This window comes from Qipengyuania proteolytica, assembly GCF_019711565.1.
In the GTDB taxonomy this organism is placed as follows: domain Bacteria; phylum Pseudomonadota; class Alphaproteobacteria; order Sphingomonadales; family Sphingomonadaceae; genus Qipengyuania; species Qipengyuania proteolytica.
Genome location: NZ_JAIGNN010000001.1, coordinates 1530085 through 1555642, shown reverse-complemented (window position 1 = coordinate 1555642; position 25558 = coordinate 1530085). Strand labels below are relative to the sequence as shown.

Annotated in this window: 28 protein-coding genes and 1 tRNA gene; 8 read left to right on the top strand and 21 right to left on the bottom strand. The window is 65.4% G+C overall.

Going from position 1 to position 25558, the window contains the following annotated elements; all coding sequences use genetic code 11:
* Positions 1–69: 69 nt before the first annotated feature.
* Both K3172_RS07665 and K3172_RS07660 read right to left on the bottom strand, forming a co-directional pair.
* Entirely contained in the window at positions 70–252 is a 183-nt protein-coding gene (locus tag K3172_RS07665) for a CsbD family protein (protein WP_221588463.1), read from the bottom strand.
* A gap of 219 nt (positions 253–471) precedes the next feature.
* Positions 472–879 carry an EVE domain-containing protein gene (locus tag K3172_RS07660; RefSeq protein WP_221588461.1) on the bottom strand — a complete coding sequence of 136 codons (408 nt, stop codon included), beginning with the start codon at positions 877–879 and terminating at the stop codon, positions 472–474.
* Between the two features lie 152 nt (positions 880–1031).
* On the opposite strand from K3172_RS07660, the gene K3172_RS07655 reads away from it, so the two are divergent.
* The 5 genes from K3172_RS07655 to K3172_RS07635 are packed head-to-tail and all read left to right on the top strand — an operon-like array spanning position 1032 to position 6330.
* Positions 1032–2723: a putative bifunctional diguanylate cyclase/phosphodiesterase gene (locus K3172_RS07655; RefSeq protein ID WP_345725620.1), complete on the top strand. Its 1692-nt coding sequence runs from the start codon at positions 1032–1034 to the stop codon at positions 2721–2723.
* Positions 2724–2763: 40 nt separating this feature from the next.
* Positions 2764–3585: a diaminopimelate epimerase gene (gene dapF, locus K3172_RS07650; RefSeq protein WP_221588459.1), complete on the top strand. Its 822-nt coding sequence runs from the start codon at positions 2764–2766 to the stop codon at positions 3583–3585.
* Entirely contained in the window at positions 3582–4757 is a 1176-nt protein-coding gene (locus K3172_RS07645) for a MiaB/RimO family radical SAM methylthiotransferase (protein WP_221588457.1), read from the top strand. The genes dapF and K3172_RS07645 overlap by 4 nt, the downstream gene beginning before the upstream one ends.
* Positions 4754–5680: a signal recognition particle-docking protein FtsY gene (gene ftsY, locus K3172_RS07640; protein WP_221588455.1), complete on the top strand. Its 927-nt coding sequence runs from the start codon at positions 4754–4756 to the stop codon at positions 5678–5680. The genes K3172_RS07645 and ftsY overlap by 4 nt, the downstream gene beginning before the upstream one ends.
* Positions 5680–6330: an inner membrane-spanning protein YciB gene (locus K3172_RS07635; protein ID WP_221588453.1), complete on the top strand. Its 651-nt coding sequence runs from the start codon at positions 5680–5682 to the stop codon at positions 6328–6330. The genes ftsY and K3172_RS07635 overlap by 1 nt, the downstream gene beginning before the upstream one ends.
* A 315-nt stretch (positions 6331–6645) precedes the next feature.
* Here K3172_RS07635 and K3172_RS07630 read toward each other — a convergent pair whose 3' ends face one another.
* The 10 genes from K3172_RS07630 to K3172_RS07585 all read right to left on the bottom strand — a co-directional run bounded on the left by K3172_RS07630 (position 6646) and on the right by K3172_RS07585 (position 14880).
* The gene (locus tag K3172_RS07630) at positions 6646–8592 is read right to left on the bottom strand and encodes a potassium transporter Kup (RefSeq protein ID WP_221588450.1); all 1947 of its coding nucleotides are present in this window, start codon (positions 8590–8592) and stop codon (positions 6646–6648) included.
* A gap of 121 nt (positions 8593–8713) precedes the next feature.
* Positions 8714–9370 carry a tetratricopeptide repeat protein gene (locus K3172_RS07625; protein ID WP_221588448.1) on the bottom strand — a complete coding sequence of 219 codons (657 nt, stop codon included), beginning with the start codon at positions 9368–9370 and terminating at the stop codon, positions 8714–8716.
* Positions 9367–9771 (bottom strand): cytochrome c-type biogenesis protein, encoded by a 405-nt coding sequence (locus tag K3172_RS07620; protein ID WP_221589126.1) that lies wholly within the window; start codon positions 9769–9771, stop codon positions 9367–9369. The genes K3172_RS07625 and K3172_RS07620 overlap by 4 nt, the downstream gene beginning before the upstream one ends.
* A gap of 2 nt (positions 9772–9773) precedes the next feature.
* The gene (locus K3172_RS07615) at positions 9774–10298 is read right to left on the bottom strand and encodes a DsbE family thiol:disulfide interchange protein (RefSeq protein ID WP_221588446.1); all 525 of its coding nucleotides are present in this window, start codon (positions 10296–10298) and stop codon (positions 9774–9776) included.
* Entirely contained in the window at positions 10295–12277 is a 1983-nt protein-coding gene (locus K3172_RS07610) for a heme lyase CcmF/NrfE family subunit (RefSeq protein WP_221588444.1), read from the bottom strand. Before K3172_RS07610 ends, K3172_RS07615 begins: the two co-directional genes overlap by 4 nt.
* Positions 12274–12735 (bottom strand): cytochrome c maturation protein CcmE, encoded by a 462-nt coding sequence (ccmE, locus tag K3172_RS07605; protein ID WP_221589124.1) that lies wholly within the window; start codon positions 12733–12735, stop codon positions 12274–12276. The genes K3172_RS07610 and ccmE overlap by 4 nt, the downstream gene beginning before the upstream one ends.
* A gap of 5 nt (positions 12736–12740) precedes the next feature.
* Complete coding sequence (locus tag K3172_RS07600; protein WP_221589163.1) at positions 12741–12884, bottom strand: hypothetical protein; 144 nt, start codon at positions 12882–12884, stop codon at positions 12741–12743.
* Positions 12881–13603, bottom strand: a complete 723-nt coding sequence (ccmC, locus tag K3172_RS07595; protein ID WP_221588442.1) for a heme ABC transporter permease CcmC — start codon at positions 13601–13603, stop codon at positions 12881–12883. Before ccmC ends, K3172_RS07600 begins: the two co-directional genes overlap by 4 nt.
* A gap of 85 nt (positions 13604–13688) precedes the next feature.
* Complete coding sequence (locus K3172_RS07590; protein ID WP_221588440.1) at positions 13689–14753, bottom strand: Leu/Phe/Val dehydrogenase; 1065 nt, start codon at positions 14751–14753, stop codon at positions 13689–13691.
* A 50-nt stretch (positions 14754–14803) separates the two neighbouring features.
* A tRNA-His gene (locus K3172_RS07585) sits at positions 14804–14880 on the bottom strand.
* A gap of 194 nt (positions 14881–15074) precedes the next feature.
* Between K3172_RS07585 and K3172_RS07580 the strand changes: the two genes are divergently transcribed.
* From K3172_RS07580 to K3172_RS07570, 3 genes are read left to right on the top strand one after another with little or no spacing between them, the layout of a single operon-like run.
* The gene (locus K3172_RS07580; protein WP_221588438.1) at positions 15075–15710 is read left to right on the top strand and encodes a prolyl hydroxylase family protein; all 636 of its coding nucleotides are present in this window, start codon (positions 15075–15077) and stop codon (positions 15708–15710) included.
* The gene (locus K3172_RS07575; protein WP_221588436.1) at positions 15710–16027 is read left to right on the top strand and encodes a TraR/DksA family transcriptional regulator; all 318 of its coding nucleotides are present in this window, start codon (positions 15710–15712) and stop codon (positions 16025–16027) included. Before K3172_RS07580 ends, K3172_RS07575 begins: the two co-directional genes overlap by 1 nt.
* 25 nt (positions 16028–16052) lie before the next feature.
* Entirely contained in the window at positions 16053–16574 is a 522-nt protein-coding gene (locus tag K3172_RS07570; protein ID WP_345725619.1) for an MOSC domain-containing protein, read from the top strand.
* Positions 16575–16638: 64 nt separating this feature from the next.
* Here K3172_RS07570 and rpmE read toward each other — a convergent pair whose 3' ends face one another.
* The 9 genes from rpmE to frr all read right to left on the bottom strand — a co-directional run bounded on the left by rpmE (position 16639) and on the right by frr (position 25550).
* On the bottom strand, positions 16639–16863 hold the full coding sequence (gene rpmE, locus K3172_RS07565; protein ID WP_221588433.1) for a 50S ribosomal protein L31: 225 nt from the start codon (positions 16861–16863) through the stop codon (positions 16639–16641).
* A 368-nt stretch (positions 16864–17231) separates the two neighbouring features.
* A complete protein-coding gene (fabZ, locus tag K3172_RS07560) occupies positions 17232–17693 on the bottom strand; it encodes a 3-hydroxyacyl-ACP dehydratase FabZ (RefSeq protein ID WP_221588431.1) in 462 nt (153 codons plus the stop codon).
* Positions 17694–17720: 27 nt separating this feature from the next.
* Positions 17721–18413 carry an OmpH family outer membrane protein gene (locus K3172_RS07555; protein WP_221588429.1) on the bottom strand — a complete coding sequence of 231 codons (693 nt, stop codon included), beginning with the start codon at positions 18411–18413 and terminating at the stop codon, positions 17721–17723.
* Positions 18413–21112 carry an outer membrane protein assembly factor BamA gene (bamA, locus tag K3172_RS07550; protein WP_221588427.1) on the bottom strand — a complete coding sequence of 900 codons (2700 nt, stop codon included), beginning with the start codon at positions 21110–21112 and terminating at the stop codon, positions 18413–18415. The genes K3172_RS07555 and bamA overlap by 1 nt, the downstream gene beginning before the upstream one ends.
* A gap of 172 nt (positions 21113–21284) precedes the next feature.
* Entirely contained in the window at positions 21285–22427 is a 1143-nt protein-coding gene (rseP, locus tag K3172_RS07545; RefSeq protein ID WP_221588425.1) for an RIP metalloprotease RseP, read from the bottom strand.
* A 2-nt stretch (positions 22428–22429) separates the two neighbouring features.
* Positions 22430–23587 (bottom strand): 1-deoxy-D-xylulose-5-phosphate reductoisomerase, encoded by a 1158-nt coding sequence (locus K3172_RS07540; RefSeq protein ID WP_221588422.1) that lies wholly within the window; start codon positions 23585–23587, stop codon positions 22430–22432.
* On the bottom strand, positions 23584–24285 hold the full coding sequence (locus K3172_RS07535) for a phosphatidate cytidylyltransferase (RefSeq protein WP_221588420.1): 702 nt from the start codon (positions 24283–24285) through the stop codon (positions 23584–23586). Before K3172_RS07535 ends, K3172_RS07540 begins: the two co-directional genes overlap by 4 nt.
* A 1-nt stretch (position 24286) precedes the next feature.
* Entirely contained in the window at positions 24287–24970 is a 684-nt protein-coding gene (gene uppS / locus K3172_RS07530; protein WP_221588418.1) for a polyprenyl diphosphate synthase, read from the bottom strand.
* A 22-nt stretch (positions 24971–24992) separates the two neighbouring features.
* Positions 24993–25550 (bottom strand): ribosome recycling factor, encoded by a 558-nt coding sequence (gene frr, locus K3172_RS07525; RefSeq protein ID WP_221588416.1) that lies wholly within the window; start codon positions 25548–25550, stop codon positions 24993–24995.
* Positions 25551–25558: the final 8 nt, after the last annotated feature.

The window sequence follows — 25558 nt, the reverse complement described above, 5'->3', positions numbered from 1 at the left end:
CTTACGTGAAAGGGCCGCCTCCCGCTGGGGGAGACGGCCCTTCGCTCGCTGGTATCAGCGTGTCCGGCGTCAGATGTCGTTGCCGAGCTTGCCTTCCACTTCGCCCTTCAGCTGCTGGGCTTCGCCTTTGGCTTCCTGGCGCTCGCCTTCGCGCTCGAGGCTGTGGTTGTCGGTCATGTCGCCCACCGCCTGCTTGGTGTTGCCGATGGCTTCGTTGGTGTTGCCTTTGATCTTTTCGCTCAGTTCACCCATGGGGTCTCTCCTCTGGCTGGAAGCGCAATTTCTTGCGCCGTTACAGCAGGATAACGGTGACCTGCGCGATTGGGTTCCAGTTGCTGGCGCCCAGTCGCTCCATGTTTGCGACCAAGCGAAATCAACGAATGTTCTTGTGCCATATTGATCGAAAGGAAACGTGCGCTTCCGAACCGACGAGGCCGGCGCGATGGCCCGATGGCCCCTCACCTAGCTGCTTCAAATGCCCGCCATCTTGAGAATCACCGACCATTCGTCTGGCGTGATCTCCGCCACCGACAGGCGCGACAGCTTGACCAGTTCGCATTCCGCTAGTTGCGGCTCGGCCTTGATCTGCTTCAGCGATACCGGATGCGGCAGCTTGGTCTTAGGCTTGATCTTGACCGCGGCCCACTTGCCGGTGTCGTCGGTCGGGTCGCCGATGCCGGCCACGCTGACCTCGCAGATGCCGACGATCTCCAGCCCTTCGCGCGAGTGATAGAAAAACGCCTGGTCGCCCACCTCCATCGCGGCGAGGTTGTTGCGCGCGCGGTAATTGCGCACGCCGTCCCAAGTACCTTCCTGTTCCGCGACGAGGTCGTCCCAGCTGTATTTGAACGGTTCGGACTTCATCAGCCAGTAGCGCATGGTCGGGCAAATCCTTCGTGTGCGATGAACGGGTTGCGCGCCGCGTAGCGGCTGTGCGCTGCGCTGGCCAGCCTGCAGCAGGTAACCGGCCGGTTAACCGCTTCTTAGGCCGCTCGCGGTATTCCGGGCGGGATTGGTATCCGGGGGCGAGATTGTCCGAATTGTCGAAAGTTGCGGGACGCGGGAAGCTGGCAGGGGGACGCAGGCGGCAGGCCGAGCGCCGCCACGACTTCGTCACGCTCGGAATTGCGCTCGCGGCCATCATCCTGTTCGTCGGCACCGCGGGTGTCGCCATGCCGACGCTGATCAGGGCCTGGCAGGGCGGCGCAGCATCGCCCGACGTGGTGCTTACCAACGCCCTCTTGCTCAATATCGCGCTGATCCTGCTTGGCTGGAGCCGTTACAAGGCGCTGAATGCCGAGCTGGTTCGCCGCTGTGCCTCGGAAGAGGAAGCGCGCCGCCTCGCCGATATCGACCATCTCACCGGCTGCCATAACCGCCGCAGCCTCACCGCCGCCCTCGCCGACCTGCTGGCCGAACGCGCGCATCGCGAGCGGGCGCTGGCCGTGGTCGCGGTCGACCTCGACAATTTCAAGCAGATCAACGACCTCAACGGCCACCAGGCCGGCGACGAGGTGCTGCAGGCCATCGCCCGCCGCATCGGCCGCCTGCTGCCCGAAGGCGGCCTGCTCGCCCGGCTCGGCGGCGACGAATTCCTCTGCGTCGTGCCCTATCACCCGCAGGTCCCCGACCGGATCGACCAGCTGGTGTCCCGCATGATCGAAACGGTCGCCACGCCGGTGCGCCACGAAACCGCCTCGATCGACGTGACGATTTCGGTGGGCGTCGCCTCGAGCACGCAGCTCGACGATCCCAATCTCGGCACCGCGTCCGCCCAGAAGCTCATGCACAAGGCGGATATCGCGATGTATCACGCCAAGAAGCAGGGCAAGAACCGCTACTACTGGTTCGAACCGCCGATGGAAAACGAGCTGCGCTTCCGCAACGAGCTCGAATCGGGTATCCGCAAGGGCATCGCGCTGGGCGAGTTCCGCCCCTATTACGAACAGCAGATCGACCTCGAGACGGGCCGGCTGACGGGCTTCGAAATGCTCGCGCGCTGGCAATCGCCCGAAATGGGCGTCGTCGGCCCGGATATCTTCATCCCAATTGCCGAGGAAATCGGCGTCATCGGCGATCTCAGCGACCGCCTGATGTCGCAGGCTTTCGAGGACGCCAAGCAGTGGGACGCGGAACTCACCCTCTCGGTCAACATCTCGCCGGTCCAGATGCGCGACCCGTGGTTCGCCCAGAAACTGCTGAAGCTGCTGGTGAAGCACAACTTCCCGGCCAGCCGCCTCGACATCGAGATCACCGAAAGCTGCCTGCACGAGAATATCGGCATGGTCCGCTCGATGATCACCTCGCTGCGCAACCAGGGCGTGCACATCAGCCTCGACGATTTCGGCACCGGCTATTCCAGCCTTGCACAGTTGCGCAGCCTGCCGTTCGACCGCCTCAAGATCGACCGCGCCTTTATCGCCGAACTCAAGGAAGACCACCACGGCGGCAAGCTGATCGATGCGATCATCTCGATGGGCGACGGATTGAAGCTGCCGATCACCGCCGAGGGCGTCGAGAACGAGCAGGTGCTCCAGGCCCTGCGATCGATGGGCAAGCTCAAGGGCCAGGGCTACCACTATGGCAAGCCCGAACCGGCCGAAAAGGTGCTCGAGCGTCTCGGCAGGCAGGATTTGCTGTCGAAACAAGTCGACAGCAACGTCACCAAGGTCAATTTCGGCGCCGGCGACGGCCCGCGCGAAAGCGGCGCGAAAGCAGGCTGATCGCGCCAGCAGGCTGGACGCTGCACGCGCCAGTGCATAGATGCGCCGCATGACGCGCGTCCACTTCACCAAGATGCATGGCCTCGGCAATGATTTCGTCGTGCTTGATGCGCGCGAGACCACCCTGCCCGCCATCGACGCGCGCGTCGCCAGGGCGCTGGCCGACCGCCGCACCGGGATCGGCTGCGACCAGCTGATCCTGCTCGAGCCCAGCGATGCCGCCGACTTCCGCATGCGCATTTTCAACCACGACGGCGGGGAGGTCGAGGCCTGCGGCAATGCGAGCCGCGCGGTCGCCCTGCTTCACGGGTCTGCCGCCAGCGTCGAGACAGGTGGCGGCGTGATCCGCGTCGAACCGACCGACAGTGGCGCAACCGTCGACATGGGCGAGCCACGCTTCGGCTGGGATGCGATCCCCCTCGCCTACGGCATGGACACGGCGCTCATGCCGGTTGGGTGGGACGGCCTCGACCAACCCGGCGCGGTCAATGTCGGCAATCCGCATGTGATCTTCTTCGTCGAGGACACCGACGCGGTTCCGCTCGACCGAATGGGGCCCGGGATCGAGACCGACCCGCTGTTCCCCGAACGCGTGAACGTGAACGTCGCGACCATCGTAAGCCGCACGCATATCCGCCTGCGCGTATGGGAACGCGGCGTGGGCCTTACCCGCGCCTGCGGCACCGGCGCCTGCGCCACCGCGATCCACGCGATGCGGCGCGGCCTGGTCGAGCGCGAAGTGACCGTGACTCTCCCCGGCGGAGACCTCACCATCGCGTGGGGCGAGGACAATCGCATGCTCATGACCGGCCCCGCGACCGAGAGCTATCGCGGCAGCTTCGCATGGAGCGATTTCGCGTGAGCGAAGCGCAGGTCATTTCGCTCGGCTGCCGGCTCAACATTTCCGAAAGCGAGCAGATCCGAGCCATGCTGGCCAAGGAGCGCGACTTGGTGGTCGTCAACAGCTGTGCGGTAACGAGCGAGGCCGTACGCCAGACGCGGCAGGCGATCCGCCGCGCACGCCGCGCCCACCCGCAAGCCCGCCTGCTGGTGACCGGCTGCGCCGCCGATATCGAGCGCGAACAGCTTGCCGCAATGCCCGAGGTCGACGGCCTCGTCGCCAATGCCGCCAAGCTCGACGCGCGGGCGTGGAACGTGCCGGTCGATGCGCCGCCCGCCCCGCAGGACCGCACCCGCGCCTTCATCGCGGTCCAGAACGGGTGCGACCATGCCTGCACCTTCTGCGTCATCCCGCAGGGGCGCGGGCCTAGCCGATCGCTGACCATCGCCGAGGTGCTCGCCGAGGTGGCGCGCCACCTCGATCACGGTGCGAGCGAGGTGGTCCTGACCGGAGTCGACGTCACCTCATGGGGCCACGACCTGCCCGACACGCCGCCGCTCGGCGCGCTGGTGCAGGCGGTGCTCGAAACCTTCCCGCAGCTTGCGCGCCTGCGCATGTCCTCGCTCGACGGGATCGAGATCGACCCTCTGATGTTCGAAATGTTCGCCAGCGAGGAGCGGCTGATGCCGCACTTGCACCTCTCGCTCCAGCACGGGGACGACCTGATCCTCAAGCGCATGAAGCGGCGGCACCTGCGCAGCGACGCGATGGATCTCGTGAGGCGCCTGAAGGAGCGTCGTCCCGACATCGCCATCGGGGCCGACCTGATCGCAGGCTTCCCGACCGAAACCGTGGAGCATCACGCGGCAAACCTGTCGATCCTCCGCGAGCTCGGAATCGTGCACGCGCATGTCTTCCCCTACTCGCCCCGCCCCGGCACGCCCGCCGCGCGCATGCCGCAGGTCGCGCGCGAGAGCGTCAAGGACCGCGCCGCCGAGTTGCGCGCTGTCGCCGCCGCAACCCGCGACGAGTGGCTGGCGTCGCTCGTCGATAAGCCGCACACCGTCCTCGCCGAGCGCGACGGGACGGGCTACACACCGCACTTCGCAAGAGTTTCCGTGCCGCAGGGCACACGCGCCGGTGATCTCCTCACCGTGACGCCCAAGACGATCGAGAACGGCCTGCTGATATGAGCGACAAACCCAGCTGGACAGAGCGCCTGTTCGGCGGCTTCCGCAAGACTTCCGAGAAGCTGACCAGCAACCTCACCGAAGTGGTCGGCACGGCCAAGCTCGACGATGCGACGCTGGACGATGTCGAGGATGCGCTGATCCTGTCCGATCTCGGCCCCAGCGCCGCCGCGCGCATTCGCGAGAAGCTGCGCGATAAGCGTTTCGGCCTAGAGATTTCCGAACAGGAGCTCAAGGAAGCCGTCGCCGAGGAAATCGCCGCGATCCTGCGTCCGGTCGCGAAACCGCTCGAAATCACCGCCTTCCCGCGCCCGCAGGTGCTGCTGGTGATCGGCGTCAATGGCAGCGGCAAGACGACGACGATAGCCAAGCTCGCGCACCTGTTTCAGGAAGACGATTATGCCGTGATGCTGGCTGCGGGCGATACCTTCCGCGCCGCCGCCATCGGTCAGTTGCAGACCTGGGCGGATCGCATCGACGTCCCCATCGTGCGCGGGGCCGAGGGCGGCGATCCGGCTTCGATCGTGTTCGACGCGGTCAAGAAGGCAACCGATATCGGCACCGACGTGCTGATCGTCGACACCGCCGGACGCCTGCAGAACAAGCGCGAGCTGATGGACGAGCTCGCGAAGATCCGCAAAGTGCTCGGCCGCCTCAACCCCGAAGCGCCGCATGACGTGGTGCTCGTGCTCGATGCCACGAACGGCCAGAACGCCCTCGCGCAGATCGATGTCTTCAAGGAAGTCGCGGGCGTCACCGGCATCGTCATGACCAAGCTCGACGGCACCGCTCGCGGCGGCGTGCTGGTGCAGGCAGCCGAGCAATACGGCCTGCCCATCCACGCCATCGGCGTGGGCGAGAAGATCGACGACCTGCGCCCCTTCGACCCCGACCTCGTCGCGCGCGTGATTGCAGGAGTAGCGTGATGCTCGAGACCGAAACCAAGTCCAAGCCCAAGTCCGGCTGGCTCAACATCCTGGTCGACTACGGCCCGCTGCTGGTCTTTCTCGGCGTCTACAAGTTCTACCAGCCGCCCGCCGATTCCACCTTCGGCGAGATCGCGGCGGTGATCTACGGCACCATCGCCTTCATGGTCGCGGCGGTCGTGGCACTGACCTTCAGCAAGCTGAAGTTCGGCCATGTCAGCCCCATGCTGATCCTCTCGACGACCCTGATCGTGGGCTTCGGCGGCCTCACCATCTGGCTGCAGGACGAACGGTTCATCCAGTTCAAGCCGACCGCGATCTACCTGCTGTTCGGCGTGCTGCTGGTGGGTGGCTGGCTGCGCGGCAAGGCGCTGTTGCAAGTGCTGCTGGAGGCCGCCTTCGAGGGTGTCGACAAGGAAGGCTGGCTCAAGCTCTCGCGCAACTGGGGCTTCTTCTTCTTCGCGCTCGCTGCGCTGAACGAGGTGCTGGTGCGCATGATGCACTTCGAAGGCTGGCTGTGGGCCAAGCTGTGGGTCTTCATGCCGCTGAGCTTCCTCTTCACCTTCACCCAGATCCCGATGCTGTTGAAGCACGGCCTCGCGCTCGAGGATGCTGACGAGGTGGCGAAGGACGAGCCGCCGACGGCCTGAGCATTTTCGGCGCGGAGGATCACGCAACTTGGCTTACGAAACGCCGTTCGAGCAGACCAAGCGTCACCTCTTGTTCCTGCTTCAGGTCATGTTCTGGACGAGCGCGGCGATCTGGCTGGCGCTCGCAGTCGCTTCCGAATCTTGTTCAGCAATATGGACGGAAGCCTAGCCAGCGGACTGTGCATGATCTTGGCAGGTCTTTCGATCTGCTTTGCCCTTTCGATTAGAAGGATCAGCAGACCGAAAGTTTGGCACTGGACCGCAGGCGCAGTCCTCCTCCTGCCATCCGTTGTCGCAGTGCTGCGCTAACCGACCCTAAATTTCCACCTGGCTCCCCAGCTCGACCACACGGTTGGTCGGCAGGCGGAAGAAATCCATCGCGGTCGCCGCATTGCGCAACATCCACGCGAAAATCTTCTCGCGCCAGATCGGCATGCCGGGCTTGGCGCTCGGCAGCAGGGTCTGGCGGCTGAGGAAGAAGCTGGTGTGCATCATGTCGAAATCGCCGCCGCAACGCTGCATGTGCTTGAGCCCTTCGGGCACGTCGGTCTCTTCCATGAAGCCGTAATGCAGCGTGGCGCGATAGAACCCGTCTCCCAGGTCGATCATCGAACAGCGCTCGCCTTCGGGAACATAGGGCTTGTCGGCGATCAGCACGGTCAGGATCACGACGCGTTCGTGCAGCACCTTGTTGTGCTTGATATTGTGCAACAGCGCAGAGGGCACGCCGGCGGTCTGGCTGGCCATGAAGATTGCAGTCCCGGGCACGCGGGTTGCAGAGTTCTTCGCACTTTTCGCGAAGATTTCGATCGGCAGCGCGGTCTCGCTCATGCGGTCGCGCATCAGCTTGCGCCCGCGTGCCCAGGTGGTGAGCAGCGTAAACGCGATCACTCCGACTACGAGCGGGAACCAGCCGCCGTAGGGCACCTTCGGCAGGTTGGCGAAGAAATACGCTCCGTCGACGAAGACGAAGACCAGGAAGACCGGCAGCGCATACCACCACTTCCACTTCCATACGGCCACCAGCAGCACACCCATCAGCAGCGTATCGATGAACATCGCGCCGGTGACTGCGATACCGTAGGCGGCCGCGAGATTGCTCGAATTCTGGAACATCAGCACCAGCAGGATGACCGCCACCATCAGCGCATTGTTGATGAAGGGAATGTAGATCTGCCCGCGCTCGGTCGCACTGGTGTGCTCGGTCGACAGGCGCGGGATGAAGCCCAGCTGGATCGCCTGGTGGGTGATCGAGAATGCACCGCTGATCACCGCCTGGCTGGCGATGAAGGTAGCGGCAGTCGCGAGCAGCACGAGCGGCAGGCGCAGTTCCTCGGGCGCCATGTTGAAGAACGGGCTCTTCATCGCCGCGAGCGTTTCGGCCGGGTCCATCGCGGCGATCATCGCGCCCTGGCCGAAATAGTTCAGCAGCAGGCAGGGCATGACGAAGCCGAACCAGCTGAGCCGCATCGGGCCGCGGCCGAAGTGCCCCATGTCCGAATAGAGCGCTTCCGAACCTGTCACGGCGAGAACGACCGAGCCCAGCGCGAGGAAGGCGATCCATCCGTCGGTGATGAAGAACTGCACCGCATACCAGGGGTTCAGCGCCTGCAGGATATAGGGATTCTGGACGATGTGGATCGTCCCCAACACCGCGATCGTGGTGAAATAGACGATCATGATCGGCGCGAACAGCTTGCCGACTGTCCCGGTGCCGCGCCGCTGGATCAGGAACAGCATAATCAGCAGCACGAGCGCGATCGGGATGACGAAGCGGCCGAACCCGGGGTCCACCACAGTCAGGCCCTCGACCGCCGAGAGCACGGAGATTGCCGGCGTAATCATGCTGTCGCCATAGAAGAGTGCAGTGGCGAAAACCCCCAGCAGGACGGTGATCCAGCCGTAACGCGTCGCCCCGATGTGGCGTGACAGCTTGGCGACGAGCGCGAGCGTGCCGCCCTGCCCGTTGTTGTCCGCGCGCATGAGGATCGTGACGTACTGGATCGAAACGATCAGCGTCATCGACCAGAAGATCAGGCTGACGACACCGTAAATGTGCAGCTTGTCGATCGCCAGGCTATGCTCGCCCAGAAAGGTCTCGCGAAAGGCGTAGAGCGGGCTGGTCCCGATATCGCCGAAAACGACGCCGATCGCGCCGATCGCCAGCGCGGTCTTCGAGGCCGAGCCATGACCATGCGCGGATTCGCCCTCCACCGGACTTTCGTTCGGTGTGGCGGTTTGCGGCACGATGGCCTCGCTCATGGGAAAGTGGTGTCCTGCCGCATAGGGTCAAATATCTCGCTTGGGGGCCCGCAGGCCCGCGCAAGCGGCGGCGATTAGCAGCATCGCCATGCCGCCGCAATACAGGCCGCAAATGCCCGTTCTATTGCGGCTCTTCTGCCGCAGGCGGCGGCGGGCCGATGCCGAGCAGCGCATCGAGACGCGCGAGGCGGTCCTGTAACAGCGGCCGCCACTCAGAATCCTCCGGCGCCTTTTCCAGCAGGTCGACCCACAGTTCCCGCGTGCGCACCGGATTGCCTTCGCGCAGGAAAGTGAGCCCGAGGAAATAGGTCGGCGCCGGGTTCATCGGCTGCAATTCCTCGGCGCGCTGGTAGGCGAACAGCGCCGCCGCGGTCAGCTTGCCGTCGGCATGCTCGACCAGCGAATTGCCGAGCGCCAGCCAGGCCTCCCCGTCCCTGGGGTTCTCGGTGACGGCATTGCGCAGGAAACGCGCCGAACTCTCGAAATCGCCGCGCCGGGCGAAAGCGTCGGCCGTGACGACGAAGCGCGACGGCAGGACTCCCTCGGGATAGAATTCGCGCCGGGCCTTCACGATAAGCTCGCCGGTCTGTGCCGCCAGTTCGGGCTCCGCGGCCTTGGGGGCGGCGGGCTGGCCCGGCGAACCGGACACGCCGTAGCCGGCAAGACCGAACAGCAAGGCTGCGCCGAACAGCATCCAGACCGTCCGCGGCAGCTTGAGGACCACCACCGCGACCGCGAAGGTGGCCAGCGCCAGCGCAAGGATGGGGAGCCAGGTCATGCGCGCCTCCGCAACCGTCCGACGAGGATGCCCCCGGCGACGAGGACGAGCAGCAGCGGGATCGCGAACAGCGGCCATGTGCTGGCGCTGACTTCGGGCTTGTAGCTGACGTAGTCGCCATAGCGCTGCATCAGCCACTGGCGGATGGCCTCCGGCTCCTCGCCGGCCGCGATGCGGATCCGGACCTGGTGACGCAGGTCGCCCGCCATCGGTGCATCGCTATCGGCAATCGACTGCGACTGGCACTTGAGGCAGCGCAGCGTTTCCATCAGGTCCTGCGCGGCGGCTTCCTGTGCCGGGTCGTCGAGCTGGCGATAGGCGTAGGGAGCGGGCGGCATGCTGTCCTGTGCCGCGAGAGGTACTGCGAGCACGAATGCGGCGAGGCTCAGCAAAAGCCGCATGATCATCGGGCCGCCTCCAGTTCCGCAAGTAGCTTCGGCACGTCATTTTCGCGGATGTCGCCGATGTGCTGGTAGCGGATCACGCCCTTGCCATCGATCACGAAGGTTTCGGGTACGCCCGAAGAGCCGATCGCCAGCTGCACTTCGGACAGGTCGTCGCGGCCGATCCGGGCGTAGGGATTGCCGTTCTCCGCAAGGAACTGCGCGACATCCTCGGGCCGGTCACGGATGGCGATCCCGACGATTTCGACCCCCTGTTGCTTGAGCGCTTCGAGCTGCGGGGCCTCGGCGATGCAGGGTAGGCACCAGCTGGCCCAGATGTTGAGCAGGCGCGGTGTGCCATCCCGGAAATCGGCACTTGCCGCGCCCTGCGCGCCCTGCGTGGCGGGCGGAAGGTCGAAATAGGGCAGTTCTTCGCCGACCATCGCGCTCTGGACGAAATCGTCCTTGGGCTGGGTCAGCTGGTAGGCGGCAAGACCGAGGAAGCCGGAGAACAGCAGCAGGGGGACCCAGACGCGCCAGCTCATGCCGATGCCTCCTGCGCCTGCGAGCGGGCGAATGCCTCCTCCTCGCTGCGCCGCTCGACGATCTTGCGCGCGATGCTGCGGCGACGCAGGTCGGCGACGACGCGCCCCAAAAGCGCCAGCACGCCGCCCACCGCCACCAGCAGCCCGCCGAACCAGATCAGCGTTACCAGCGGCTTCCACCACAGGCGGACCTGCCAGCGGCCATCGGGCGCCCGGTCGCCAACCACGGCGTAGAGCTGCCCGTTCCAGCGTGTCGCCAGCGCGCTTTCGGTGGTCTCTTGTGGCGGCGCCCAGAAATTGCGCGCCTGCGGGCCGAGATAGACCGGCTCGCCGCCGTCATAGCTGGCCAGAATATGCGCCTCGGTCGCGGTCCAGTTGGGTCCGGCGACGGGCACGACTTCGCGCAGCGTGATCGTCCACGGGCCAACCGTGGTGGTGCCACCTTCCTGGACCGCAGCGAGGCGTTCCTCCGAGAACGCGCTCTCGCTCGCCATGCCCAGCAGCGCGACGGCGATGCCGAAATGCGCGACGACCATGCCCCAGGTCGCGAGCGGTACGCGGGTCAGCTTGCGCCCGCGCAGCGGCATGAAGCTCGCGACGCCGAGGCCGACGGCGAGCGCCAGCCCGAGCAGCGGGAGGATCGCGACGTCCATCACCAGCCCGAACCAGATCAGCGCAGCGATCACCACCGCGGCGAATAGTGCGATCTCGGGGCGGATGCGGTCGAGCCGGTCCTGCCTCCAGCGCAGCAGCGGGCCCACCGCCATGACGAGGAACATGGGCACCGCGAAGATCGCGCCCACCGGATTGAAATAAGGCGGCCCGACCGAAACGCGCACGTCGAACGCCTCGGTCAGCAGCGGGTAGAGCGTGCCGAGCAGGACGATGGCAAGGATCGCGCTTAGCATGACATTGTTGAACACCAGCGCGCCCTCGCGACTGGCGATGGCGAACCGCTCGCCCTCGTTGATCGTGTTCGCGCGCAGGGCGAACAGAAGCAGCGCGCCGCCGATGAACAGCGCCAGCAGGATGAGGATGAAGGTCCCGCGTTCGGGGTCGACCGCAAAGGCATGCACGCTGGTGAGGATGCCCGAGCGCACGAGGAAGGTGCCGACCATGCTCATCGAGAAGGCGACCACCCCGAGCATGATCGTCCAGATTCGCAGCGCGTCGCGGCTCGCCAGTACGCTCGCCGAATGGAGCAAGGCGGTCGCGGCGAGCCACGGCATCAGCGAGGCGTTTTCCACGGGGTCCCAGAACCACCAGCCGCCCCAGCCGAGCTCGTAATAGGCCCAGTAGGAGCCAGCGGTGATGCCGATGGTCAGGAACACCCAGGCGCCCAGAACCCAGGGGCGCATCGCGCTGGCGAAATCGGGGGTCACCTGCCGCGTCAGCAGCGCGCCCACTGCGAAGCTGAAGGCAACCGAGAGGCCGACATAGCCGATGTAAAGCGTCGGCGGGTGAAAGGCGAGGCCGATGTCCTGCAACAGCGGGTTCAAGCCCATGCCCTCCGGCGCGGGCACCGGCAGCCGCTCGAACGGATTGGAGCTGAGGATCAGGAAAGCGTAGAAGCCGAGTGAAACCAGCCCCTGTGCGGCCAGTGTCGCCTGCATCGTGCGTTCGGGCAGGCGGCGTTCGACCAGCGCGATCAGCCCGCCAGCGAGCGACATCACGGTCACCCACAGCAGCATCGAGCCTTCGTGATTGCCCCATGCGCCGGCGAGCTTGAAGATCATCGGCTTCATCGAATGCGAATTCGCCGCGACGAGTTTCACCGACAGGTCGGTGGTCGCGAACAGCCACAGGAGCATGGCGAAAGCGACACTGGCAAGCACGCCCTGCATGATCGCAGTCGGCCGGACCAACCGGGCGACATCGCCCTCCCCGCCTGCATTTACCGCGAGGAAGCCCGCCAGCATCTGCAGCGCCGCAAGCGCGGCGGCGAGCCACAGGGCGGCGTGGCCGATCTCTGCAATCACTCGATGCCCACCGTGGTTTCTTCGGCCATCTTCGCGGCCTGCGCCTGCGTCATTCCTTCGAGTTCTTTGGGGACATAGTTCTCGTCATGCTTGGCGAGCAGGTTGTCCGCCACGAAGGTTCCGTCTGCCTCCAGCCGCCCTTCGGCGACGACGCCCGAGCCCTCGACGAACAGGTCCGGCGCGATGCCGCTGAAGCGCACGGGCACGCGCGAACCGTCGTTGCCGGTCACAGTGAAGCGCAGCGTCACCCCATCGGGATCGGTGATCAGCGAGCCCGCCTCGACCATCCCGCCAAGCCGCACCGCCTGCCCGACTTCGGGGGGATCGGCCTGCATCTGCTCGGGCAGGTAGAAATAGTTCGCCTGGTTGCGCAGCGCATAGGCGGCGAGCAGCCCCGCGCCGACCAGCGCGACCAGCGCGACGACGACGAGAACGAGTCGCTGGTGCTTGGCTTTCATGGCGCTCATTTGCGGCGCGACTCCTCTCGGCGCTTCTCGGCGCGCTTCATGTCGATCCACGCCCAGCCGACCATCGCCAGCGTCCCGATCACGCCCACCGCATAGGCGGCGGCGACGAAATCCCACTGGTCGAGCGCCTCGCGCATCACGCCGCCTCCATCGCCCGGCGACGCAGACGCGCTTCGGCCTGGATATCGGCGAGCAGCGCGCGCATGCGGGCGAGCACCACGCCGCCGAACAGGAGCGAGAAGCCGATCACCGCAACCAGCAGCGGCGCGAGGAATTCGCCGTCGATCGCGCTCTTGCCCATGGTGATGCTGGGCGGTTGGTGGAGCGAATTCCACCACACCACGCTGCGATTGATGATCGGAATGTTGATCGCGCCGAGCAGGCCGAAAATGGCCGGGATGCGGGGGCTCACGCCCTCCCGCTCGGCCGCCTGCGCCAGCGCGATATAGGCAAGGTAGAGGAAGGCGAGCACCAGCATGCTGGTCAGCCGACCGTCCCACACCCACCAGGTGCCCCAGGTCGGCCGGCCCCAGATCGAGCCGGTGACGAGGCAGATGACGGTGAAGACGAAGCCGGGCAGCGCGGCGGCTCGCGCGGCGAGACTTGCCAGCGGGTGCCGCCAGACGAGGAAAACGAGGCTGGAAAGGGCGATCGCCGTCCAGCCGCCCATCCCCAGCCACGCGGCGGGCACGTGAAGAAAGAGGATCCGCACTGTCTCCCCCATCAGGCGGTCGGGGGCGACTTGCGTCAGGCCCCACCACAATGCGCCGGCGCTGATCACAAGTCCGCTCACGATCAGCAACGGCGTCAGCCAGCTGGCGAGCGCGAGGAAGCGTTTGGGATTTGCGAAGCCGTGCATCAATGTCCGTCCGCCCCATGCTTTGGCAGGGCTGGCGACGGGAAACAATGGCCTAAAAACAGGCCTCCACGGCCTGCCGGTCTTCTCACCGCCCGATAAGGTCCTGCGCCATGCGGTCGGCGACCTGGTCGGGCGAGGCACCGGTGGCTTCGCTTTCCTGCCAGATCTGCTCGAGACGGCCGGGAATCTGCGCGATCCGCTTGCGTACCTCGTTGATATCGCAGGGCGCCTTGTCGTTGCGGCAGAGGTATTCGAGCGTGACCGAGATGATCCCGCCCGCGTTGATCACGTAATCGGGCGCGTAGAGAATGCCGCGCTTGGCCAGCATCGGGCCGTGCTCGGGCCTCTGCAGCTGGTTGTTCGCTCCGCCTGCTACCACCTGGCAATCGAGCCGGGCGATGCCCGCGTCGTCGAGGATCGCGCCGAGCGCATTGGGGCTGAATACGTCGCAAGCGACCGACATGATCGCGTCGGATGCCGCCGTGTCGGCGCCCAGTTCGGCGGCCAGGGCCGCAGCGCGATCTTCGTGGATGTCGGAGAGCGTTAGCTTCGCGCCTTCCTTGGCCAGCAGGCGGGCGACCCCGCCGCCGACGCTGCCTGTGCCCTGGATGGCGACATGCACGCCCTCGACGCTGTCCTTGCCGAGCTTGTGCTTCACCGCGGCCTTGATGCCGAGGAAGATGCCGAGCGCGGTGAACGGGCCGGGATCGCCGCCCGCCGCATCCTCGCCTTCGACCGGCAGGCCGGAGACATACTGGGTGCGCTGCGCGACGGCGGCCATGTCCGCTTCCGAAATGCCGACGTCTTCGGCGGTGACATAACGACCGCCGAGCCCCTCTACCGCATCGGCAAAGGCGGCGAGCATTTCGGGGGTCTTGGTCTTGTCGGCATCGGCGAGGATGACGGCCTTGCCGCCGCCCATCGGCAGGCCCGCCATCGCGTTCTTGTAGCTCATGCCGCGCGACAGGCGCAGCGCATCGCGCATCGCGTCTTCGGGATTGGCGTAATGCCAGAAACGCGTGCCGCCTGCGCCGGGGCCGAGATGGGTCGAATGGAGCGCGATGATCGCGGTCAGGCCGCTCTTCGGGTCACGGACGACTTCGACCAGTTCGTGATCGTCGTAATCCGCTTCGGTCCAGAAAGCCGTCATCGCATTATGCCCCTGCAAGCTGAGCTGGGCGGCATTCGACAGGGGGGAAATGGGGCGATCGAGGGGTCTCGAACCCCCGACCTCCGGTACCACAAACCGGCGCTCTAACCAACTGAGCTACGATCGCCACAAGCCCCCGGTTCCGCCCGGGAAGGGGGCCTGATACGCTCGCACGAAGGGGCGTCAACCCGTCCCGTGCAGCGGCGCGTGCCTGTTGCACAACGCGTCGGAAATGGGAAGCGAAAAAGCGTAAGGCAAGCGCTGCGCGCAACTTTGTTTCGCACCCTTGCCTGCGCTTCGCGCGAGACTAATCTGATGGCCATGATCGCGCCCGGCGAATCTTCGGCAGCACGCTTGCTCGCCCATGGCGGTGTGCAACGCGTGCCCAGCGACAAGCTGGAGCTGTTCCAGCTGCGCGATTTTGCGGGCCCCGACCTGTGCGCGGAGCTGATCCGACTGATCGAGAAGGACCGGCGCCCCTCCACCCTCGCCGATGCGGGGGACGACCGGTACTTCCGCACCAGCGAGACCTGCGATCTCGCGCCCGAAGAACCTGCGGTGCAGGCATTGGAAAAGCTGCTGTTCGACCTCAATGGCATCGATCCTGCGCATGGCGAGCCCGTGCAGGGCCAGAGGTACGACGTCGGGCAGGAGTTCAAGCCGCATTGCGACTATTTCAATCCCGGGGGCGAAGACTGGACGCGATACTGTTCGGTTGCAGGCCAGCGGACCTGGACTTTCATGATCTATCTCAATGACGTGGACGGTGGTGGCGCTACACGGTTCAAGGCGCTGGGCAAGACCTTCCAGCCGCAGGCGGGCAAACTGGTCTGCTGGAACAACCGCAGGCCGGACGGGCGCGAGAACCCTAACACGATCCACCACGGCATGAAGGTCCGCAAAGGCGTCAAATATGTGATAACCAAGTGGTATCGCGAAAAACCGTGGGGATGGTGATGAGCAAGTATGACGACATCCGCGACCAGTTGCAGGCCCGCCTGGCGGACCTGCTGGAACGTGCCGAGGTGATCGAGGACGACCTGCGCCACCCGCTCGATGCCGATTCGAGCGAACAGGCGGTCGACCTCGCGGACGACGAGGCCCTCGAAGGCGTCGACGAGGTGCTGCGGCAGGAGATCGGGCAAATCCGCACGGCCCTGCACCGCATGGAGAACGGGACGTACGGGACGTGTAGCCAGTGCGGGAAGGACATATCCCGCAAGCGTCTCGAAGCCCGCCCGATCGCCACGCGCTGCATCGACTGCGCGGACTGAGGGCTGGATGTCGCAAGGACGGGTCGTGGCAGTGCATCGATCCGGGCACCACGGCTTCTCCAAGGACAGCTGCGAGGCGATCGAGATCGTTGCCGGCCACGGCGTGCGCGGGGATGCCCATGCGGGCGAGACCGTCCAGCATCTTTCACGGGTAAAGGTCGATCCTTCGCAGCCCAACCTGAGGCAGGTCCACCTGATCGATTGCGAACTGTTCAGTACATTGGCCGAGGTGGGCTTCGTTGTCCGGCCGGGCGACCTGGGGGAGAATATCTCGACCTCAGGTATCGATTTGCTGGCGCTGGGCCGCGGCGACAGGCTCCATATCGGTGAGGCCCTGCTGACGGTCACGGGCTTGCGCAATCCCTGCGCGCAGATCGAGGCATTCCAGCCGGGCTTGCTCGAGCACCTCGCCATTCGCCGGGGGGACGAGATTATCCGCAAGGCGGGAATCATGGCCATCGCCGAACGCGGCGGGACGATCAGGCCGGGCGATGCGATCGCGGTCGAGACGGCACCCGGCCCGCACATCGGGCTCGACCGCGTCTAGCCAAGAGAACGAAAAAGGGCGGCCCAAGCGGACCGCCCTTCCCTGATTTCGTACAGCGCGAGGCTTACTTCTTGAGGCTGAGGCCACCGAAGCGCTTGTTGAAGGCTGCGACGCGGCCGCCTTCCTGAAGCTGCTGCTTGCCGCCGGTCCATGCCGGGTGGCTGGTCGGGTCGATTTCCAGCGACAGCGTGTCGCCTTCGCTGCCCCAGGTGGAGCGCGTCTGGAATTCGGTACCATCGGTCATCTTGACCGTGATCATGTGATAGTCGGGATGCCCTTCGGCCTTCATGATATTCGTCCTTCTAGCTTCGGAACGGTTCCGACCGGTCCAGCTGTGAATGGGAAAGGCGCGCGCCTAATCGGAATTGCCTTGGAAGGCAAGTCCGATTTGGGTTTGTTTGTTCTGCCTCAGGCGCCGGCAGGCCCATCCGGGCCTTTGGCTATCCTCGCTCACGCGACCTGAAGTTCGCGTCACTGCGGGCGCGCAGTCGCGCTTGCCTCGCCTGCGGCTCGGAAACATCGCCAAAGTTCTACAGAATGCGCTGGTTCCGCCCGCGACTAGCGGTCGGCAAGGCCGACTGGCCGCCCGCAGCGGGTGCGGCTTGCCGCACGCCTAGCGAGGACGAACCGACGGATGTCGGTTCGAAAAACAGAAAATCAGTCCGAAGGGGCGTCGGCGATCATGGCGGTGAAGCTCACCTCGCAGGTCACCTTGCCGTCGACCGAAGCCTCGCCCGCGAACTTGCAGACGCGGGCGCGCTTCTGGACGAATTCGGCCTTCAGGTCGAGGAGCACGCCGGGTGTTACGGGGCTGCGGAACTTCGCATTCTCGATCGCCATGAAATAGACGAGCTTGCCCGAGCCTGCGAGGCCGAGGCTTTCCACCGCGAGCACGCCGGCGGCCTGTGCCAGCGCCTCGATCTGGAGCACGCCGGGCATGATCGGCGCGCCGGGGAAATGGCCTTGGAAGAAGTCCTCGTTGAAGCTGACCGCCTTGATCGCGTGGATGCGCTCGTCGACGACCAGTTCCTTGACGCGGTCGACCAGGAGCAGGGGATAGCGGTGCGGCAGGCGCTTCAGCACCTCGACCACGTCGAAACCGTTTGTTTCCTCGCTCATCGCCCTGCCCCCTGTACCGTCAGCGTCTTAGCGGCCGGCCGGCTGCTGCTGCTGCGCGGGCTGCTGGCCCTGCTGCTGGGCAGCCTGCTGCGCCGCCTGCTGCTGGGCCACGCCGAGAAGGATCTGCGAGACGGTCTGCTGCGTCTGCAGCGATTCCGCGCGCGGACGCCAGCCGGCCGGAGGCGTGATCTGCACGCTCGGCATGCGCTGGTTCATCACGTTCACGAGATCGTTCGTGACATTCAGCGTGTCGGGCGCCCACTGAACCGCTTCGGGCGTCAGCAGGAGCTGGATCTTCTTCTGCTGCACGACCTGCTGCTGGACGTTGTTGTAATCGTTGATCAGCTGCTCGATCGCATAGGTCTGGGCCAGCACGATCGGCTGCGACGCCGTCTGGATCTGCTGTTCCTTCTGCTGGATCTGCTGGACCACGGTCGGGTTCGCCTGCGCTTCGGTCTGGGTCAGCTGGCCGTCCTTGTTGGTGTCGAGGCTCTGCTGCAGCGTCGCCGCTTCCTGGCGCATGGTGCGGATCTGCTGGATCTGCGTCGCGTACTGGGTTTCGATCTGCTGGTAGGCCGCGATGCGCGCCGCCGAACGGACGATCACCGCCTCGGGGCTGCTGGTCGCGATCGCGCCGGTCACCTGAGCCGCCGCCGGCGTGCCAGCAACTGCCGCGCCTGCGAGGGCCGCGGCTGCGAAAAGCTTGGTCTTGGTATTCATCAGAATTGCGTTCCTACATTGAAGGAGAAGGTCTTGGTGTCATCGCCAGGCTGCTTCTTGATCACCTGCGATACATCGATCCTGAACGGACCGAAGGGCGAGTTCCAGTTGACGCCGAAACCGGCGGCAATGCGGGGGCTGTACGAATCCCCGACGAGCACTTCGCGATAATAGCTGAACGGATCGATCTCGGGATCGTTCGGTGTGCCGTCCGGCGCGGTGGCGTTGGGCGTGCGGCCGATGATCGGATCGCCATCGGCGTCGAGCCGGATGTTACCGTCGGAATCGAGCAGCGGGCCGGTATATTGCAGCACGCCGTCGATCGAGACCTGGCGTCCGTTCGGCTGATCGATCAGCACGGGGCGCGTGATCGAGAACAGCGAGCCGACATCGAGCCAAACCGACGGACGAATGCCCATTTCGCGGGCCCCGCTGCCGAGCGGAATTTCGAGCTCGGCACGGCCGAGGTAATAGGCCTTGCCGCCGATCGAGTCGTCCCGTCGCTGGTTGTTGGCGAGCGCGTCCTCGAGCGAGGTGAGGATGCGCGGGCCATCGGTATCATCCGGATCGACGACATAGTCGAGTCGGACGATGCGCGGGCCGATCCCGCGGATATCGAAGCCGCGCATCTGCGGTTCGCCGAGGAAGAAGCGGTCGGTCAGGCGGATTTCGTCGACACCCGGCGCCTCTTCGCCGCCGAAGCCGCGGATCCAGCCGCCTTCGCCCGCAAGCGAGAAAATGAAGCCGCCACCCAGCGGCCAGTACTTGGCCATGCGGGTCCGCATGCGGACGTATTTCTCCGACCCGCCCAGACCGGCCACTTCGGTCGTCCAGCTGACGCTCTCGCCGCGCGTCGGACGCAGGCGGCTGTCGAGCGAATTGTAGTTGAGCGACAGGCCCAGGATCGAGCTCGACCGCTGGCCGATCGCCTCGCACAGATAGCGGGTCGCCCGGCAGGTCCCGTCGGCATCGAAGAACTCGTCGCCCAGCGAGACGTCGTCATAGTTGAAGGTATAGCTGCCGATAGCCGAAAGATATTCGGTCAGCGGCACACCCGCCCGGATCGACAGGCCGGTGGTGGCCTGCTGGTAGGTGGTGTTGCGTTCGTTGTTGCGGAAGTTGAAGCTGTTGAAATCGCGGCGGTAGATGTCGATCCCGGCCGAGATGTTGCGGTCGAAAACATAGGGCTCGCTGAAGCTCACCTGGGCCGACTTCGAATAGCGCGAATAGTTGAGGCTGAGGCCGACCGTCTGGCCACGACCGCGGAAGTTGCGCTGCTGGATCGAGCCCGCGAGGATGAAGCTTTCGAGCGAGCTGAAACCGGCCGACAGCTGCAGCTGGCCGGTGGCCTGTTCTTCCACATTGGCTTCGAGGACGATCCGGTCCGGCGCGCTGCCTTCGACCTGGTTGATTTCGAAGTTTTCCTGGAAGTAGCCGAGCGAGTTGATGCGCGCGGTCGATCGCGCCACCGCGAGCGAGTTGAAGGCGTCGCCTTCCGCCAGGCGGAACTCGCGGCGCAGGACCTTGTCCTGCGTCAGCGTGTTGCCGTTGACGTCGATCCGCTCGACATAGACGCGCGGCGCCTCGCGCAGGACGAACTCCACGTCCATGGTCAGCGTTTCGGGGTTGCGGCTGAACTGCGGGCTGACGTCGGCAAAGGCATAGCCGAAGGTCCCGGCTAGCTCGGTCAGCTGTTCGACCGTGTCTTCGACCAGCTTGGCGTCGTAGAAGTCGCCGCCCTTCATCGGCAGGCGGCGCGTCATCGCCTCGCTGTCGAAGTCGCGGATCTGGCTGTCGACGCTGACGTCGCCGAACTTGTAGCGCTCGCCTTCCTCGACCACGTAGGTGATGATGAAGTCGCGCTTGTCGGGCGTCAGTTCGGCGACCGCCGAGACGACGCGGAAATCGGCATAACCTTCGGTGAGGTAGAACTGGCGCAGCTTCTGCTGGTCGAACGCGAGGCGATCGGGGTCGTAGCTGGTGTTCGAACTGAAGAAGCTGGTGAGGCGCGCCTGCTTCGTCAGCATCTCCCCGCGCAATTCGCCGTCGGAAAACTGCTCGTTGCCGATGATGTTGATCTGGCGGACCTTGGACTTGGGCCCTTCGTTGATCTCGAACACGATATCGACGCGGTTCTGGCTCAGCTGCACCATCTTCGGCTCGACCGTGGCGGCGAAGCGGCCCTGGCGCTTGTAGAGCTCGATGATGCGGGCGACGTCCGCGCGGACCTTGGAACGGGTGAAGATCTGACGCGGCGACAGCTTGATCTCGGGCAGGATCTTGTCGTTCTTGATCCGCTTGTTGCCCTCGAGAATGAGGCGGTTGATCACCGGGTTCTCGACGATGGTGATCACGACGTTGCCGCCGTTGTTCACCACGCTGGCGTTGGAGAACAGCTCCGTCGCGTAGAGATCCTTCAGCACCTGGTCGCCGACCGCCTGGGTCCACACGTCGCCCGGACGCAGCCGGATGTAGGACAGGATGGTCTGCGGCTCGAGCCGCTGCGCGCCGCTGACCGCGATGGTCTGCACCGTTTCCTGCTGCGCTGCCGGCGCGGGCGTTGCGGCCTGGGCGGCCTCGGCCTCTTGGGCAAGCGCCACCTGCGGCATGCCGGCAAGCATGGTTCCGGCGAGCAAGCCGATGGCCAGCCGCGCAGGCGAGGTGTTGCGGCGCGTGGCGGCAGGAGCAAATTCAGTCATCGACAAGGAGATTCCCGTCCTCGTTAAAATCCCATGGCGTGCGGCTGGTTCTCACCCGATCCGGCACCGTGTCGCCGCAAGCGCGGCGACCCGCAGGTCCCCTGCCCGAAGCGCGGGTGCCAATCAAGCGTTGCGACTGTGGATGAGCGCCTGCCGTACTCCCTTTCCCCGGCTATTTCCCGAAGATCGGGAGCCCAGCCAGGTCGTTGATCGTGACGAACACCATCAGCGCGAGCACGAGGGCCACGCCGGCGCGGTACGCCACTTCGGTTCCACGCGGGCCGACCGGCTTCCGGCGGACCGCTTCGGCCGCGTAGAAAGCCAGGTGCCCACCGTCGAGAGCGGGGATTGGCAGCAGGTTGATGAATGCCAAGTTAAGCGAAATCAGGGCGACGAAATTGATGAAGGCGAGCGCCCCCATGCTCAGTTGCTCGCCCGAAAACTTGGCGATTTTGACCGGTCCGCCGAGTTCCTGGACGGAACGTTCGCCGCTGACGATCTGGCCGATCCCGGTCAGCATCATGTCGACCACGCCGATCGAATGGTCGACCGCCAGCCCCATGCTCGAGACGAGGCCCTGCGGTTCGTAGTCGTAGGCCGCGGCGGCGGCCTGGATTCCCACCAGGCCGATCTTGGAGACGTTGCCGAACCGGTCTTCCATCTCGTGCACGCCCACCGGGACGGCGAAGGTTTCGCGCCTGCCGTCGCGCTTTACAGCGATGTCGAGCGTGCGGCCCGGATACATCATGATCGCGTCCTGCACGTCGCGGAAGCTTTCCATCGCCTCGCCTTCGACCGAGAGGATCCGGTCTCCTTCGCGCAGCCCCGCCTCGCGCGCGGGCGAGACTTCGGCGAATTCGGCGATGGTGAGTTGCTGTTCCGCGTCCGCGGGGACGGGCTTGCCGTAGAATGCGAAGAAGCTCGCGAAGATCGCCAGCGTGACGAGAATGTTTGTCGCGGGACCGGCAAAGACGATCAGCGCCCGCTTCCACAGTGCGGCGTGGTGGAAGCTGCCCTCACGCTCCTCGGCGCTGGCCTGTTCGATCGCCGCAGGATCGGGCACGCTCGCGGGGTTCATGTCGCCCTTGAACTGGACATAGCCGCCGAGCGGCAGCGCAGAGAGTTTCCAGCGCGTGCCACGTTTGTCGGTGAAGCCCCAGATTTCCTTGCCGAAACCGACCGAAAAGGCCTCTGCATGGACGCCGAACCAGCGACCTACGAGATAGTGGCCGAGTTCGTGAACCGTCACCAGCGGGCCCAGCAATAGGGGAAAGCCAAGGACGTAATAGACCCAGAGGGGCAGCAGGTTTTCCAAGGTCAGGCGAGCTCCAGCAATTCGTTCGCACGGTGTCGCGCGCCCTCGTCAACGCGCAGGACCTCGTCGAGGGTCCGCGGCGCTTCCGGCAATTCGCCATTCGAGAGAACGCGCTCCACCAATACGGGAATACGGCTGAACGGTATCTTACGATCGAGAAAGGCCGCTACGGCGACCTCGTTTGCGGCATTGAGCACCGCCGGGGCCGCCCCGCCCTCGCCGATCGCCTCGCGACACAGGCGCGTCGCGGGGAAGACCTGCTCGTTCGGCGCCTCGAAATCGAGCCGTCCGATGGCCGGCAGGTCCAGCGGCGCCATCGGCGTCTCCATCCGCTGCGGCCAGGCGAGGCACGACGCGATCGGCACGCGCATGTCCGAAGGGCCGAGCTGGGCGAGGATCGAACCGTCGCGATATTCGACCATCGAGTGGATGATGCTCTGCGGATGGACCACGATCTCGATGTTCTCGAGACCGACCGGGAACAGGTGATGGGCCTCGATCAGTTCGAGACCCTTGTTGAACATGGTCGCGGAATCGATCGTGATCTTCGCGCCCATGTCCCAGTTCGGGTGCTTGAGCGCCTGTTCACGGGTGACGGTCGCGAGCTGCTCGGCATTGAGGGTGCGGAACGGGCCGCCGCTGGCGGTCAGGATAACCCGCCGCACGTCCTCGATCCGGTTGCCGGCGAGGCACTGGAAGATCGCATTGTGCTCGGAATCGGTCGGCAGCAACGTCGCCCCGTGCTTCTCGACCGAGGCCTTGAGGATTTCGCCGGCCGAGACGAGCGCTTCCTTGTTGGCGAGCGCGATGGTGCCGCCCTGCTCGATCGCCGCCATCACGGGGCCCAGCCCTGCGCAGCCGACGATGGCCGCAACGGTAAGGTCGACCGGGCGCGAGGCGGCTTCGCAGAGGGCCGTCCGGCCACCCGCCGCCCCGATACCGGAACCGTCGAGCGCGGCGCGCAGGTCGGCAAGGCAGCTTTCGTCCGCGACGACGGCGACTTCTGCGCGGAATTCCTTCGCCAGCGCGGCGAGTTCGGCAACGTTGCAATTGGCGGTGAGTGCGACGACGCGCCACTCGTCGCCGTTCCGGCGGATCAGGTCGAGCGTCGAGGTGCCAATGGACCCGGTCGCGCCGAGGATGGAAATGGAGCGGGTCACAGTGCTGCCCTGAAGAAGGCCGCGGCGAGCAGCGCCACGGGGATCATCCCGTCGGTTCGGTCGAACACTCCGCCGTGGCCCGGGATGAGGCGCGAACTGTCCTTCACCCCGGCCTTGCGCTTGAGCCAGCTCTCGAAGAAGTCGCCCGCTTGCGCGGTGACCGCGACAGCCGCCCCCATGCCAAGGATCTGCGCCAGCTCGCGCGCTTCGAACCACATCGTGTTCGATCCGGAGGTTGCATGCGCCACGACGTAGACCCAGCCCGCGATCCAGATCGAGGCGCCGACGATCCCGCCGAGCAGTCCGGCCCAGGTCTTGGAAGGACTGATCGCGGGGGCGATCTTGGGCCCGCCCAGCGTGCGCCCGAAAAAATAGGCGAAGGTATCGACGAAGACGACCGCGCCGATGACGGCGACGATCATCGCGACCGGAAAGCGCGTCAGCGCGAGGCCGGCAAGGCCGATGTAAACTGCCCCCCCCAGGATCGCCGCCAGCCGGTAGGGCACGTTGGGCGTCGCCTTGACCACCAGGAGCACGAATTCGACCAGTACCGCCAGCACCACGGCGACGATGAAGATGTCGAGCCACGGATCGCCGGCCCAGAGCGCACCGACCGCCACGGCGATCATCACTACGGCCGAGGCCAGCCGCACCGGCAGATCGGCGTTCTTGCCCTTTGCAGGAGCCGTCGCGGTCATGTCAGCGTCCGCCAAAGCGTCTCTCCCGGCCCGCAAAATCTTCGAGGGCCTGCTTGAACAGGTCGGGCGTGAAGTCCGGCCATAGCACGTCGGTGAACATCATTTCCGCATAGGCGCATTGCCACAAGAGGAAATTGGACAGCCGCACCTCGCCGCTGGTGCGGATCAGCAGGTCGAGCGGCGGCAGGCCGGCGGTGTAGAGATTCGCGGCGATGCTGTCCTCGGTGATCTCGCCCGCCTCTGCCGCCTTGAGCGCCGCAGCCACGATTTCCGCCTGCCCGCCGTAGTTCAGCGCCACCGCCAGCGTGCGCGAGCCCTTGCTGGTCCGCTCCAGCGCATCCTCGAGCATTTCCACGATATCGGGCGCAAGTGCCTGCCAGTCGCCGAGAATATGCAGCTTCACGTCATTCGCGATGAACTCGGGCAGGTCCGATTTGATGAACTTGCGCATCAAATTCATCAGGTCGTCGACCTCTTCGTCGGGCCGCTTCCAGTTCTCGCTCGAAAAGGCGTAGAGCGTCAGGCACTCGACCGACGTTTCCTTGAGGCTGCGCACCAGTTCGCGCACCGCCTCCACGCCCTTGCGATGACCCATCGCGCGGGGCAGGTGCTTGCGCTTCGCCCAGCGTCCGTTGCCGTCCATGATGATGGCAACATGCCGGGCCTGCTGGCCTTCCCCGCTCATCCTCTTTCCCCGAATCCCGACCTTACTTGGTCAGGATTTCCTGGACCTTCTTCTCGACCGCGGCATCGGTGTCGGCCACGTGGCTGTCGGTCAGCTTCTGAACCTCGTCCTCGAGCCGCTTGCGGTCGTCTTCGGAGATTTCCTTCTTCTTCTCGTCTTCCTTCAGCGCTTCCATGCCGTCGCGGCGCACGTTGCGGATCGCGATCTTGGCCTTCTCGCCATATTCGCCCGCCAGCTTGGCGAGGTCCTTGCGGCGCTCTTCGGTAAGATCGGGCATCGGCAGGCGCACGGTCTGGCCGTCGGTCATCGGGTTGAGGCCGAGATTGGCCTTGGAAATGCCCTTCTCCACCGCGCTGACGTTCGACTTGTCCCACACCTGCACGCTGAGCATGCGCGGCTCGGGCGCGGAAACGGTCGCGACCTGGCTCAGCGGCATCATCGAGCCGTAGACCTCGACCACGACGGGATCGAGCAGGCTGGTATTGGCGCGGCCGGTGCGCAGGCCGGACAGGTCGCCCTTGAGGCTTTCGACGGCGCCTTTCATGCGGCGCTCGATATCGGCTTTGTCGTACTTGGCCATGTGCGGCT

What these genes read in the sequence shown, in the direction of transcription:
- K3172_RS07665 (WP_221588463.1), bottom strand. Translation starts at nt 252, where the DNA reads ATGGGTGAACTGAGCGAAAAGATCAAAGGCAACACCAACGAAGCCATC.
- K3172_RS07660 (WP_221588461.1), bottom strand. Translation starts at nt 879, where the DNA reads ATGCGCTACTGGCTGATGAAGTCCGAACCGTTCAAATACAGCTGGGAC.
- dapF (WP_221588459.1), top strand. Translation starts at nt 2,764, where the DNA reads ATGCGCCGCATGACGCGCGTCCACTTCACCAAGATGCATGGCCTCGGC.
- ftsY (WP_221588455.1), top strand. Translation starts at nt 4,754, where the DNA reads ATGAGCGACAAACCCAGCTGGACAGAGCGCCTGTTCGGCGGCTTCCGC.
- K3172_RS07635 (WP_221588453.1), top strand. Translation starts at nt 5,680, where the DNA reads ATGCTCGAGACCGAAACCAAGTCCAAGCCCAAGTCCGGCTGGCTCAAC.
- K3172_RS07630 (WP_221588450.1), bottom strand. Translation starts at nt 8,592, where the DNA reads ATGAGCGAGGCCATCGTGCCGCAAACCGCCACACCGAACGAAAGTCCG.
- K3172_RS07625 (WP_221588448.1), bottom strand. Translation starts at nt 9,370, where the DNA reads ATGACCTGGCTCCCCATCCTTGCGCTGGCGCTGGCCACCTTCGCGGTC.
- K3172_RS07620 (WP_221589126.1), bottom strand. Translation starts at nt 9,771, where the DNA reads ATGCGGCTTTTGCTGAGCCTCGCCGCATTCGTGCTCGCAGTACCTCTC.
- K3172_RS07615 (WP_221588446.1), bottom strand. Translation starts at nt 10,298, where the DNA reads ATGAGCTGGCGCGTCTGGGTCCCCCTGCTGCTGTTCTCCGGCTTCCTC.
- ccmE (WP_221589124.1), bottom strand. Translation starts at nt 12,735, where the DNA reads ATGAAAGCCAAGCACCAGCGACTCGTTCTCGTCGTCGTCGCGCTGGTC.
- ccmC (WP_221588442.1), bottom strand. Translation starts at nt 13,603, where the DNA reads ATGCACGGCTTCGCAAATCCCAAACGCTTCCTCGCGCTCGCCAGCTGG.
- K3172_RS07590 (WP_221588440.1), bottom strand. Translation starts at nt 14,753, where the DNA reads ATGACGGCTTTCTGGACCGAAGCGGATTACGACGATCACGAACTGGTC.
- K3172_RS07580 (WP_221588438.1), top strand. Translation starts at nt 15,075, where the DNA reads ATGATCGCGCCCGGCGAATCTTCGGCAGCACGCTTGCTCGCCCATGGC.
- K3172_RS07575 (WP_221588436.1), top strand. Translation starts at nt 15,710, where the DNA reads ATGAGCAAGTATGACGACATCCGCGACCAGTTGCAGGCCCGCCTGGCG.
- rpmE (WP_221588433.1), bottom strand. Translation starts at nt 16,863, where the DNA reads ATGAAGGCCGAAGGGCATCCCGACTATCACATGATCACGGTCAAGATG.
- fabZ (WP_221588431.1), bottom strand. Translation starts at nt 17,693, where the DNA reads ATGAGCGAGGAAACAAACGGTTTCGACGTGGTCGAGGTGCTGAAGCGC.
- K3172_RS07555 (WP_221588429.1), bottom strand. Translation starts at nt 18,413, where the DNA reads ATGAATACCAAGACCAAGCTTTTCGCAGCCGCGGCCCTCGCAGGCGCG.
- bamA (WP_221588427.1), bottom strand. Translation starts at nt 21,112, where the DNA reads ATGACTGAATTTGCTCCTGCCGCCACGCGCCGCAACACCTCGCCTGCG.
- K3172_RS07535 (WP_221588420.1), bottom strand. Translation starts at nt 24,285, where the DNA reads ATGACCGCGACGGCTCCTGCAAAGGGCAAGAACGCCGATCTGCCGGTG.
- uppS (WP_221588418.1), bottom strand. Translation starts at nt 24,970, where the DNA reads ATGAGCGGGGAAGGCCAGCAGGCCCGGCATGTTGCCATCATCATGGAC.
- frr (WP_221588416.1), bottom strand. Translation starts at nt 25,550, where the DNA reads ATGGCCAAGTACGACAAAGCCGATATCGAGCGCCGCATGAAAGGCGCC.